The sequence below is a fragment of the Pantoea sp. At-9b genome (assembly GCF_000175935.2).
In the GTDB taxonomy this organism is placed as follows: Bacteria; Pseudomonadota; Gammaproteobacteria; order Enterobacterales; family Enterobacteriaceae; genus Pantoea.
The window spans coordinates 2,194,373-2,206,829 of the sequence record NC_014837.1; the positions used below are offsets into that span (position 1 = coordinate 2,194,373).

Sequence of the window (12,457 nt, forward strand, 5' to 3'; positions counted from 1 at the left end):
CGTAGTGGCGCGATAAATCGCGCCGCTACAAACCCGGCAATGAATATGCCCCATCAAGACGCCATCCCCAATCCGACAATATTGGCGGCGATAATAATCACCACACAACCCAGCGACAACACCCGCACCGGACGCTGTCCGACGGCTTTCCACTCCTTCAGCACCAGGCCGACCAGCCCCCCGCACAGCACGTACAGACTCATATGCAGCATCCAACTGACAAAGTCATACTGCGCCGGAATTTTGGCGTGGCCCCAAGCGTAAAAGAAGAATTGCAGATACCACATGGTGCCACCCAGCACGGCAAAGGCGATGTTGGCGAACAGCATCGGTTTCGCCACCGAGAAGTCGGCACGCACGGAAAGCTCTGGCTTCACGGCCAGACGAATAAAGCAGTAGGCAAGGTTAACCAACGCGCCACCGCCCATAATCACCACATAACTGGGCAGCGCCACATACAGCGGGTTGATACCCAGGCTGGCCGCCGCGTCGTGCATCGGTTTGGCGGCATCCATCGCAAAGGACATCCCGGCGGAGAAAATGCCGCAAATGACCGCCAGCACCAACCCCTTCTTCAGGTTAAACTCTTCCGCGTTAATCCCCAGTGCACGCTCTTTCAACAATCCGGCACGGGAAACAATAGCCACGCCGATCAACGCCACAAACACCCCCAGCAGCGTCAGTCGGCCCCCTTCCGAGCTGAACAGTTCGACAAAACGGCCCTGCAACAACGGTGTCATCAGCGTACCGACCACCAGCGTAATACCAATGGCAATGCCGATACCCATCGACATCCCCAGATAACGCATGGTCAGGCCATAGTTGATGTTACCGACGCCCCACATGGCACCGAACAGAAACACCGGCAGCAGTTGTGAGAAGCTGAAACTGCTGTAGTACGCCCAGAAGTTTGGCAGCAGCGCCGCGCTCACCACCCACGGCAGGATCAGCCACGACATCACACCACCGACCGACCACATGGTTTCCCACGACCACTTTTTCACCTGTTTAAACGGAGCATAAAAACATGCGGCACTGGCGGCACCCACCAGATGCCAGAAAATACCTGCAATGATGGCACTGTTCATTGTTATTCCTTCGTAAGGTTGAGGCCAACAGGAAACCGGCGGTCTCCCGATTACCCGGCAGTCTACGGCGGTCAGCTTTTCCTCAGCCTTTGAATGGCTGCCGGAGAGTGGGCGGGATTGGCAATATCCGGTGGGTTTTCAACATAAGGATCACAAAATCGCATTTGCAGGCAGGCACGTCAGAAAAAAAGATAACTCACTTATTATTATCGATATTTTCTGGAATTGTTGTGTTGATCAGCACAGTTTTAACCTGAGTGCCACGCGCAGCATTAACATGGCAATCACACAAAGCACGGATCGTGGCTTCCCCCCGCCGCAATTAATCCGTATAACGTTGAGGAAAATCATCAGGACAAGGATTGGGATGAATACCAAGAGGTTGACGCTGTTGCTCTCACGTCCGGTGAGTCGCGTAATGCTGGATGATATCCGCGCCATTGTGCCGCCCGAATCACTTAACATCTTTATAAACGGGCTGGAAGAGATACACTATGCTCGCCTTGAGTGCGTACAGAGCGAAAATAACTGCGCCCTGCTGGCCTCAGCGATTGTGGTGTGGCGACAACTGGGTCACATACACAGTATTCAATATCAAAAGGGTGAACATCTGCGTGAAATTGACGATGCCACGCAGTTCCAGCTGTTCAGTATGATGAAAACGCATCGTGCGCTGGTTCAACTGACCTGAACCCGCCTTCACTTTAGTGATAATCATGAAAATCGGACTGCTTTTCCCCATCGCCATTATTATTGCCGGTGTCAGCTTCCTCGCCTGGTTTATCGCCAGCGGCGCGATGATGCCGGGGTCGTAACCTTTTTCAGACTTCGCCGTTCCATCAGCTAACCTACTGAATACGCAGCATTTCGCCAGATATGCTGCGCTTGTCATCTGTTTCTTCTCTTCGCTGCCATCTGCCTCCCCACCCTGGCAATGACGAAAAGGTGCTACACCTTGATCTGCTTCACTCTGCATTTCACACAAATTTAACCAAAGCGATCGCGGAGACCCTACAGATGACAACGCACCATCAACATTTCATTAATGGCGAGTTTGTTGCCAATCAGAACGACAAATGGATTGAGGTGATCAACCCGGCCACCGAAGCCCTGCTGTCGCGCGTGCCAGAAGGCACCAAACAGGTTGCCAGCCAGGCGATTGCTGCCGCTGAAGCGGCACAACCGGCCTGGGAAGCGTTACCGGCGATTGAGCGCGGTAACTGGCTGCGTAAAATCGCCGTCGGCATTCGTCAGCGCGAGGCGGAGCTCACCGCCACTATCGTCGCCGAAGGCGGGAAAACGCAGGGGCTGGCACAAACCGAAGTGCTGTTCACCGCCGACTATCTCGACTATATGGCCGAGTGGGCGCGCCGCTATGAGGGCGAAATCGTTAACAGCGATCGTCCAAACGAAAACATTTTCGTGTTTAAGAAAGCCATCGGGGTGACCACCGGTATTTTGCCGTGGAACTTCCCCTTCTTCCTGATTGCACGCAAGGCGGCACCGGCGCTGGTCACCGGCAATACCATCGTGATTAAACCCAGTGAACTGACACCGAATAACGCGGCGATTTTTGCCGGGATTCTGCATGATATCGGCTTGCCTGCCGGGGTCATCAATTTTGTCTACGGCTATGGCCCGGAGGTCGGCCAGGAGCTGGCAGCCAACCCCAAAGTGGGTCTGGTCAGCCTTACGGGCAGCGTGAATGCCGGGATCGCCACCATGGAAGCGGCCGCGAAGAATGTGACGAAAGTGTCACTGGAGCTGGGCGGGAAAGCCCCGGCGATTGTAATGGACGATGCCGACCTCGAACTGGCAGTGAAAGCCATTGTCAGTTCGCGTGTCATCAATACCGGGCAGGTGTGTAACTGCGCCGAACGCGTTTACGTGCAGGAAGGCATTTACGATCGCTTTATCAGCGCGCTGACGGATGCTTTTAAACAGGTGAAATTCGGCAACCCGGCTGAGCGTACTGACATCGATATGGGACCACTGATCACCGCAGCTGCGCTGGGTCGCGTCGAGCAAAAAGTGGCGAAGGCTGTGGAGCAAGGCGGGAAAGTGATTCTCGGCGGTAAACGGGTCGGTGAGCAAGGCTTCTATTTTGAGCCGACCATTATCACCGACGTGCGTCAGGAGATGGAGATCATGCGCGAAGAGATCTTTGGTCCGGTGCTACCGGTGATGACGTTTAAAACGCTGGATGAGGCAATCAACCTGGCAAACGACTGTGAATATGGCCTGACCTCATCGATCTACACGCAAAACCTCAATAGCGCGATGATTGCCCTGCGTAAACTGAAATTCGGTGAAACCTACATTAACCGCGAGAACTTCGAAGCAATGCAGGGGTTCCATGCCGGCTGGCGTAAATCCGGCGTTGGCGGTGCCGATGGCCGTCATGGCCTGGAAGAGTATCTGCAAACCCATGTAGCGTATTTGCAGTTTTCGTAAAAATAACCCGTAGCGGCGCGATTTATCGCGCAATTTGATGCGCGATGTCGGAAACACCCGCGCGATAAATCGCGCCGCTACGTAAGCTGTTAATTCAGCCGTTGTTTGCTGCGTACCAGCGCAATACCACTCAACAACGCCACCGCCATCAGATAATAACTCGGTGCCAGACTGGTACCGGTCGCACTGATCAGCAGGGTACAAATCAGCGGTGCAAAACCGCCAAATACCGTCACCGCGATGTTATAGCTGATTGCCATGCCGCTGGCGCGCGTGCCAATCGGGAACAGATCGGCCATCACCGAAGGCACCGTGGAGAAGTACACCGACTTGAGCAGCGCCATCCACCCCACCAACAGCATTAACGTCATCGGCGTGGTGTGATTCACCACCAGGGTAAACGCCGGGTAGATGGTGACCAGCAGCAGAATCAACGATCCCCACATCAACGGCACACGCCCAACCTTCTCGGCCCACAAGCCCATCAACGGCGTGACCACCGTCAAAATCACCCCGGCCAGCAAAGTGGCGCTGAACGCCGCCGAACCCGGCAGGTGCAAGGTTTTAGTGGCATAGGTCGGCACATAGTTGAGCATGTAGTTAACGGCGGTGGAGATCACCATTAAGCCGATCGCCAGCAACATCAGCTCCTTCTGACGACCAAACAGACGCTTCAGCGGTGCGGCCTCCGGCTGTTGCTGGGCAAAGCTGGCCGGCTCATGCACGTGACGACGAATATAAATACCCAGCGGACCAATCAGCAGGCCAAAGGCGAATGGGATACGCCAGCCCCACTCCTGAATCTGGCTTTCCGTCAGGATCTGCGTCAGGCCAAGGCCAAACGCCGATGCCATCAGGGTACTGGCTCCCTGGGTAGCGAACTGCCAGCTGGCGATAAAGGCTTTACGCTCCGGGAAGTGTTCCACCAGAAATGCGGTGGAGCTGCCGAATTCGCCCCCGGCGGAGAAGCCCTGAATCAGACGTGCCAGCAGAATCAACACCGGTGCGAGCAGGCCAATTGTGGCGTAGCCCGGCATAAAGGTGATAATCGCGCCGCCCAGCATCATCAGGTTGATCGACAACAACAGCGCTTTTTTGCGACCGTGGCGATCGGCGTAGTTGCCGAGCACAATCGCCCCCAGCGGACGGATCAGGAATGAAACCCCGAAGCTGCCAAAGGTCAGCAGCAACGATACCGAGGGATCGCTGGTCGGGAAAAAAGCATGGGCGATATAGCTGGCAAAAAAGCCATATACCGCAATGTCGAACCACTCCAGCGCATTACCGATGCAGGTGGCGAACAGGGTTTTGTGCAGATTGGGTTTAACCGCGCTGGCAGGTGCGCTGTGACTGATGCTACTCATTGGGCACCTCCGGCATGCGCCTGGTGACGGGCAATCAGCGTTGTGCCTTGCTCACCCAGATCCCACAACAGACGCGTCATGATTTGCAGACCCTCGCGGGCGATGGATTTCAACATATGCTCGTTAACGCCGTGCTGACCGCAGGCCGGATAGGAGTGCGGCACCCACAGCGTCGGCAGGCCGAGAATATCGGAGAACACTTCGTTGGGCAGGGAGCCGCCAAGGTTAGGCAACAGCGCCGGTTTTTTGCCGCTGGTCAAAGCCATGCTGTCCAGCACCCAACTCACCAGCGGATCGGTGGGATCGAGACGGGTGGCCGGTGAGCCGCGCATAAACTCCACTTTTACCTGGTCAAAGCCATGCTGTTGCAGATGCGCCTCGATATGCTGCGCCAGATTTTCCCAGTCGGTGCCGACCACAAATCGCAGCTGGCACACGGCGGTAGCGCTACCGGGAATGGCGTTCATTGGCCGTGCCGGGTTGCCGGTCAGAAACGCCAGCACTTCCAGCGTATTCCAGCCATACAGACGTTCGGTGGGCGTCAGGCCCGGTTCGCCCCAGGTCACATCGATTGCCGGATCGCCCGGCATCCCGCCCACCTCGATATCGCTGAGGATGGCACGCACGTCGTCGGTCAGAGAAGTCGGTTTCAGGGCCGCAACCTGCAATACCCCCTGGGTATTGACCAGGGTGGCGATGGCATTGGCCAGTTGTGTTCCCGGATTGGTCAGCAGGCCGCCCCAGTTACCGGAATGGTAGGCATTGTCGCGGGCGTTGATGGTCAGACGGAAATTGACGCAACCGCGTGAGCCGAGAAACAGCGTGGGACGCACCGCATTCAGGCGCGGGCCATCGGAAGCAATAAACAGGTCAGCCTTCAGCAGTTCGCCGTATTGCTCGCACAGTTCGGCCAGCCCCGGTGAGCTGATCTCTTCACCCATTTCAAACAGCATTTTGCAGTTAAAGCCGAGGCGGCCACCGCGTGCCTGAAACACCTGCTCCAGCGCAGCCAGATTGACGCAATGTTGGCCTTTGTTGTCCGCGCTGCCGCGACCATACCAGCGATCGCCCTCTTCTTTCAGTTGCCATGGCGATAAGCCTGCACGCCAATTCTCATCATCGCCAAATACCACATCACCGTGGCCGTAGCTCAGCAGGGTCGGCAACGCCGGGTCTTCAATGCGCACCGCCACCAGGAATGGACGATGGCTGGTCACGGGATTGTCGATAAAATGCAGGGTGAAACCGAGCGCCGCCAGCTGCGGGCCAATCTCCTTGTGCAGATAATCATGGAGCTGCTGGTCCCGATCCGCGCGCTGGCTTTCGGTCACCTGCGCCACCCGGCGCGCCAGCTGTTGCTGGAATTCCCCGCTATCAAAATAGTCGCTGGCCTGTTGTACGGCCTGTTGTGCTGTCATGTTTGCCTGTCTGTTGTTGGTTTTATCATCATCCTTATCTTTGCGGAAAGGCTGATTTGCCACAATTATCAATTTATCGAGTAAGATTTGCTTTTAAAGCAAAGCCAGGCTGCCCGATTATGAGGCATGCACCATCAGGAGGCAGAAACATGCAAAGTAGCGAGATCCGCTATTTCCTCGCCGTCGTGAATGCCGGATCGCTCAGCGCCGCCAGTGAACAGCTGTTTGTCGCGGTATCCGCCATCAGTCGCCAGATTCAGCGGCTTGAGGTGCAGGTCGGTGTCCCTCTGTTTGAGCGCCACGCGCGCGGCATGGTACTGACCGAAGCGGGGGAAATTTTTGCCCATCAGGTGCGTAAAAATATGCTGGAGATGGAGTATGCGCTGGCGGAGATTAAGGGCCTGACCGCCGTGCGGCGCACGCAAATCCGCGTCGCCTGTACCGATGGCATGGCCTTCACCCTGTTGCCGCGCTTGTTTGCCGATTTCCGCGCCAGTAATCCCGGCGTGTTGTTCAGCCTGAAAGTGGCCAGTACTCAGGGCGTCGCCGAGCTGGTGCGTAACGGGGAATGCGATCTGGCGTTACAGTTCAGTCTGCACGCCGAACGCGGTGTCGAGGTGATTGGTTCCTGGCCCGCGCCGGTATTGTTGGTTATGCATCACAGCCATCCACTGGCCCACGCCGAACAGGTCACGCTGGCGGATCTCAGCCAGTATCCGCTGGCACTGCCAGAGCAAAACACCACGGTGCGCCAACTGTTTGATCTCTCCTGCCATATGAGCGGGAACGTGGTAGAACCGGTGCTGACCTGCGATAACTTCTCCACCCTCTATCACTTCCTGCTGCGCACCCCGCTGGCCGTGACCATCAGCAGCCCGTTTACCGTGTTGTATGAAGCGGAAACGCACGGGTTGATCCTGCGTTCGGTCGGGATCGACCAGTTAAATCAACGCACGCTGCAACTCCAGACGCAATCAGGGCGGCCCCGAAGTGCCGCCCTGAATCTGTTGCTGGACTTTCTCCATCAGCAGCTCAACGCGCTGGAGGAACCCCTGCGCCAGCGCTGGAAGCCCTGAGATTTACTGCTGGATATCCACCGGATAGAGGATGTGTTTGCCAAACGGGTCCACCTGATAACCGGTAACCGATTTACGTACCGGTTCGAAGATGGTCGAGTGGGCAATCATCACCGCAGGCATCTGGTCATGCATGATTTGCTGTGCCTCCAGGTACAGCGCAATGCGTTTGTTGTGATCCTGTTCGGCACGCGCCTCAGTGATGATTTTATCAAACGGCGCATAACACCACTTCGCCGAATTCGAACCGTCCTTCGCCGAGGTGCAGCTATACAGCGGACCGAAGAAGTTATCCGGATCGCCGGTCGCGGTGGTCCAGCCCATCAGCGCCGCCTGGTGCTCGCCATTGCGGATACGTTTGAGATATTCGCCCCACTCATAGCTGACGATATTGGCTTTGATACCCACTTTCGCCCAGTCGGCCTGAATCATCTCCGCCATTCGTCGCGCATTAGGATTGTAAGGCCGCTGGACCGGCATCGCCCACAGCGAGATCTCGGTGCCCGGTTTGATGCCCGCTTCCTGTAGCAAGGCTTTCGCCTTCTCAGGATCGTAGTCGTAATCTTTCAGATTGTTATCCGCACTCCAGACGCCGGGCGGCAGAATGTTTTTTGCCACCGTACCGGTGCCCTGGAACACCGCATCGATAATCGCTTGTTTGTTGATCGCCATCGCCAGCGCCTGACGCACTTTCACGTTATCCAGCGGTGCTTTGGTGGTGTTGAAGGAGAGGAAGCCGGTATTTAAACCGGACTTTTGCATCAGGGTCAGGTCAGGATTTTTGCGCATTTTGTCGAGATCAGCCGGATTGGGGAATGGCATGATCTGACATTCGTTTTTCTCCAGTTTGGCGTAACGCACTGACGCATCCGGCGTGATCGAGAATACGATGCGATCCAGCTTCGCCTTGCCCTGCCAGTATTCCGGGAAGGCTTTGTAGAGAATGCGCGAGTCTTTCTGATACTGCACCAGCTCAAACGGGCCGGTGCCAATCGGTTCCATATCCACCTTTTCCGGTGTCCCGGCTTTCAGCATCTGGTCGGCATATTCCGCCGAATGGATGGAGGCAAAATACCACGCCAGATCGGCGAGGAAAGGCGCTTCAGCATGCGCCAGTGTGAAACGGACCGTGTGGTCATCAACCCGATCGATTTTCTTAATCAGCGTGGCGAACTCCAGACTGTTGAAGTTGGAATACACCCCGCCGGACACGTTATGGTACGGATTGTTCGGGTCCATCTGCCGCATAAACGAGAAGATGACGTCATCAGCGTTAAAATCTCGCGTCGGCTTGAAGAATTTGTTGCTGTGGAACTTCACGCCCTGGCGCAGGTGGAAGGTATAGACCGTGCCGTCCGGGCTGATATCCCAGCTTTGCGCCAGGCTCGGCACCAACTCGGTGGTGCCTGGCGTGAAATCGACTAACCGGTTAAACACCGGCACCGCACTGGCATCGACGCTGGTGCCTGCGGTGTAAAGCTGTGGGTTGAAGTTTTCTGGTGAGCCTTCTGAACAGTAAACCAGGGTTTTGGCTGAAACACTGCTGGCGATCGCCAGACCCAGCGCGGTGAGCGCCAATTTTGCCATCATTTTTTTCATCTTGTTTCTCGCTTTTTATTGACTTCCATGAGCCAGCATCGGTATATCAGTCGTTCATCTGATTAATAATTAACATGATTTAGTCGCGCTGCGAACCCTCAACCACGCAATGAGACTGATAAGGAATTGTGATGACAGACCAACTCGCCCGCCAACTGACTCAGCGCTTCTATCGCTATCTGGCGGTCTCCAGCCAGAGCGATGCCAAATCCACCACGCTGCCGAGCACGCCATCACAACACGCCATGGCTGAGCTGTTAGCCGCCGAACTGCGCGAGTTGGGGCTGGAAGAGATCGTCATCGACCAACATGCCACGGTGACAGCGCTGAAGCGCGGCAACCGTCCTGACGCGCCACGCATCGGTTTTATTACCCATATTGATACCGTCGATGTTGGCTTATCGCCGGATATTCATCCACAAACCTTAACCTTCACCGGTGAGGATCTCTGTCTGAATACGCACCAGGATATCTGGCTACGCGTGGCAGAACACCCGGAGATTGCCCCCTACCTCGGCCAGGAGATTATCTTCAGCGACGGTACCAGCGTGCTCGGCGCAGATAACAAAGCCGCCGTTACGGTGGTGATGACGCTGCTGGAGAACCTGCACGGCGATCACGGCGATATCCGTGTGGCGTTTGTACCGGATGAGGAAATCGGCTTGCGTGGGGCCAAAGCGCTCGACATCGAGCAGCGCTTCAACGTCGATTTTGCCTGGACTATCGACTGTTGTGAGCTGGGAGAGGTGGTTTTTGAGAACTTTAACGCCGCCGCCGCTGAGATTGTGTTTACCGGTGTGGCCGCCCATCCGATGTCTGGCAAAGGCGTGCTGGTTAACCCGTTATTGATGGCGCATGACTTTATCGCCCGTTTTGATCGTCTGGCGACACCGGAGCACACCGCAGGACGCGAAGGCTATATCTGGTTTAACGATATGCAGGCCAACGCCAGTCGCGCGGTGCTGAAAGCATCCATTCGCGATTTCGACCTTAACGGTTTTGATGCGAAGAAGCAGCAGCTGGTCGAGGTGACGGATGAGATTGCGGCACGCTATCCCACCGGCGCGGTATCCCTGAGTATCAATGATACCTACAGCAATATCAGCAATGCGATTGGCGACGATCGTCGTGCGATTGATTTAATTTTTAGCGCGCTGGCGCAGTTGGAAATTGAGCCGAAAGTGATTCCGATGCGTGGGGGTACGGATGGTGCTGCGTTGTCAGCGCGTGGCTTGCTGACGCCGAATTTCTTTACCGGCGCACACAATTTCCATTCGCGTTTTGAATTTTTGCCGGTGCCGTCGTTTGTGAAGTCGTATCAGGTGGCGGAGGCGTTGTGCTATTTAGCGGCTAAATAGCACAAAACATTGCGCGATAAATCGCGCCGCTACGGCAAGGCACAGGGTTGTAGCGGCGCGATTCATCGCGCGGTTTTAAACTTTACTTCGCGGCGCTGACATCAATGCCCGGGAAGAACTTGGCTGCCAGCTTAGTAACGGTGCCATCGGTCTGCACTTTAGTGATGGCCGCATCCAGCTCCTGCTTCAACTTAGCATCACCTTTACGCAGGCCAAAACCGATGCCTGAACCGAGGATGGTGTCGTCTTCCACCGGTTTGCCGACGAAAGCAAAACCTTTACCCTGCGGCTTATCGAGGAAACCAGACTGGCCCGCAGCCGACATCACCAGGGTACCATCCAGACGACCGGCGACCATGTCGTTATAAACCTGGTTCTGGTCCTGGTAAGAGGTCACGGTGACACCCTGCGATTCCCAGTGCTTCTTGGCATAGGTTTCCTGAATAGAACCCTGCAACACGCCAATGTTTTTGCCTTTCAGCGACTCAGCGGTTGGCAGCAGGCCCTGGCCCTCTTTCGCCACCAGCATGGTTGGGATACGGTAGATCGGTTTGGTGAAATCGATGCTTTTCGCGCGCGCTTCGGTGATGTTCATCGCCGAGTTGATGGCGTCAAACTTCTTCGCCTGCAACGCCGGGATCAAGGCATCAAAGCTGCTTTCAACCCAGCTACATTTGAAGTTGCCGGTCTGGCAAATCGCTTTACCCAGTTCAATATCGAAACCTTCCAATTCGCCCTGTGCGTTACGGCTTTCAAACGGCGGATATTGTGATTCCAGACCGTAGCGTAACGTTTCCTGCGCCAACGCATGAGCAGAAGTCAGCATGCCCAGCGCGATAAAAAGTGCGTTTAATTTTTTCATTGTTATACCCCTGAGTTACCCTTTGACCCGGCAGAGCGCCTCTGCACCGGCCTGTAATGTCGCATCGTCTTTGGCAAACGACAAACGGATTAATTTATTGTCTGTGCCGTCCATATAAAACGCCGACAACGGAATGGTTGCCACACCGTGTTCGACGATGAGACGTTTTACCATTTCGCTATCGCTTTCGTCACTGAAATGTCCATAACTGGCTAAAACAAAGAAGGAACCGGCGCAAGGCAGCAATTTAAACGGCGAATCCGCCATCAGTGACATCAGGCGATCGCGCTTCTGCTGATAGAACGGCGACAGCTGCAAATAGTTTTCCGGCTGTTGCAGATACTGCGCGAATCCAACCTGCATCGGGGTATCCGCGGCGTACATCATAAACTGATGCACTTTGACGATTTCGGTCATCAGCGCGGCCGGTGCCAGCGCATAGCCGACGCGCCAGCCGGTAACATGGAAAGTCTTACCAAACGAGGAGACGATCACGCTGCGCTGCGCCAGTTCCGGGTGTGTCGCCATGCCGCAATGAGGACGGCCATCAAACACGATGTGCTCATACACTTCGTCGGACAGCACCACGATATCGGTATTGCGCGTCAGCTGTGCCAGTTGATCCAGATCCGTCGGGGTTAACACCTGGGCGCTGGGGTTGTGTGGCGTATTGATGATGATCATCCGGGTACGCGGCGTAATGGTGGCGCGCAGTTCGTCCCAGTTGATGGCAAAATCCGGCACCTGCAATTTCAGGCCAATCGGCGTACCGCCCTGCAAACGCACGACGGGCGCATAGCTGTCAAAAGCCGGTTCAAAGAAAATCACTTCGTCGCCCGGATGCACTAGCGCGGAGATCGCCATGTAGATACCCTGGCTGGCGCTGCCGGTGATCAGCACTTCACTGCCCACATCATATTGCTGGCCGTACAGGGTGTGTACTTTCTGTGCCAGCGCTTCTTTCAACGCGGGCAGGCCGGTAAGCGGTGCGTACTGGTTATGCCCTTCGCGCATGGCGTTACTGACCAGCTCAACCAGTTGCGGGTCGCAAGGAAAATTGGGCGCGCCCTGAGACAGGTTAATGGCTTTGTGTTGCGCCGACAGTTGCCCGATCACGCTGAAAATGGTGGTGCCAACATCAGGTAATTTTGAAGAAGTCTGAACACTTGATTGGATGGACATGGTAACTCCGCCTAAAGGATTGCATAACCACGTAAGGAAATTAGATTTCTATTCAA

The 12,457-nt window shown here is 55.5% G+C and carries 11 protein-coding genes; 5 read left to right on the top strand and 6 right to left on the bottom strand.

Annotation, left to right across the window (positions count from 1 at the left end):
- Positions 1 to 53: 53 nt before the first annotated feature.
- Entirely contained in the window at positions 54 to 1,088 is a 1,035-nt protein-coding gene (rhaT, locus tag PAT9B_RS10085; protein WP_013509161.1) for an L-rhamnose/proton symporter RhaT, read from the bottom strand.
- A gap of 367 nt (positions 1,089 to 1,455) precedes the next feature.
- On the opposite strand from rhaT, the gene PAT9B_RS10090 reads away from it, so the two are divergent.
- From PAT9B_RS10090 to aldA, 3 genes are all read left to right on the top strand, one after another.
- The gene (locus tag PAT9B_RS10090; protein ID WP_013509162.1) at positions 1,456 to 1,779 is read left to right on the top strand and encodes a hypothetical protein; all 324 of its coding nucleotides are present in this window, start codon (positions 1,456 to 1,458) and stop codon (positions 1,777 to 1,779) included.
- Positions 1,780 to 1,804: 25 nt separating this feature from the next.
- Complete coding sequence (locus PAT9B_RS30580; RefSeq protein WP_150105782.1) at positions 1,805 to 1,903, top strand: YoaK family small membrane protein; 99 nt, start codon at positions 1,805 to 1,807, stop codon at positions 1,901 to 1,903.
- 202 nt (positions 1,904 to 2,105) lie between these two features.
- Positions 2,106 to 3,542: an aldehyde dehydrogenase gene (aldA, locus tag PAT9B_RS10095; protein ID WP_013509163.1), complete on the top strand. Its 1,437-nt coding sequence runs from the start codon at positions 2,106 to 2,108 to the stop codon at positions 3,540 to 3,542.
- Positions 3,543 to 3,631: 89 nt separating this feature from the next.
- Here the strand turns inward: aldA and PAT9B_RS10100 are convergent, their stop codons facing one another.
- Positions 3,632 to 4,906, bottom strand: a complete 1,275-nt coding sequence (locus tag PAT9B_RS10100; RefSeq protein ID WP_013509164.1) for an MFS transporter — start codon at positions 4,904 to 4,906, stop codon at positions 3,632 to 3,634.
- Complete coding sequence (locus tag PAT9B_RS10105) at positions 4,903 to 6,324, bottom strand: M20 family metallopeptidase (protein ID WP_013509165.1); 1,422 nt, start codon at positions 6,322 to 6,324, stop codon at positions 4,903 to 4,905. The genes PAT9B_RS10100 and PAT9B_RS10105 overlap by 4 nt, the downstream gene beginning before the upstream one ends.
- A gap of 149 nt (positions 6,325 to 6,473) precedes the next feature.
- Between PAT9B_RS10105 and PAT9B_RS10110 the strand changes: the two genes are divergently transcribed.
- Positions 6,474 to 7,400 (top strand): LysR family transcriptional regulator, encoded by a 927-nt coding sequence (locus tag PAT9B_RS10110; protein WP_013509166.1) that lies wholly within the window; start codon positions 6,474 to 6,476, stop codon positions 7,398 to 7,400.
- 3 nt (positions 7,401 to 7,403) lie between these two features.
- Here PAT9B_RS10110 and PAT9B_RS10115 read toward each other — a convergent pair whose 3' ends face one another.
- On the bottom strand, positions 7,404 to 8,999 hold the full coding sequence (locus tag PAT9B_RS10115) for an ABC transporter substrate-binding protein (protein ID WP_013509167.1): 1,596 nt from the start codon (positions 8,997 to 8,999) through the stop codon (positions 7,404 to 7,406).
- A gap of 131 nt (positions 9,000 to 9,130) precedes the next feature.
- Between PAT9B_RS10115 and pepT the strand changes: the two genes are divergently transcribed.
- Complete coding sequence (pepT, locus tag PAT9B_RS10120) at positions 9,131 to 10,357, top strand: peptidase T (RefSeq protein WP_013509168.1); 1,227 nt, start codon at positions 9,131 to 9,133, stop codon at positions 10,355 to 10,357.
- 82 nt (positions 10,358 to 10,439) lie between these two features.
- Here pepT and PAT9B_RS10125 read toward each other — a convergent pair whose 3' ends face one another.
- Positions 10,440 to 11,219, bottom strand: a complete 780-nt coding sequence (locus tag PAT9B_RS10125; RefSeq protein WP_013509169.1) for a transporter substrate-binding domain-containing protein — start codon at positions 11,217 to 11,219, stop codon at positions 10,440 to 10,442.
- Between the two features lie 15 nt (positions 11,220 to 11,234).
- Positions 11,235 to 12,401: a methionine aminotransferase gene (locus tag PAT9B_RS10130; RefSeq protein WP_013509170.1), complete on the bottom strand. Its 1,167-nt coding sequence runs from the start codon at positions 12,399 to 12,401 to the stop codon at positions 11,235 to 11,237.
- Positions 12,402 to 12,457 lie beyond the last annotated feature (56 nt).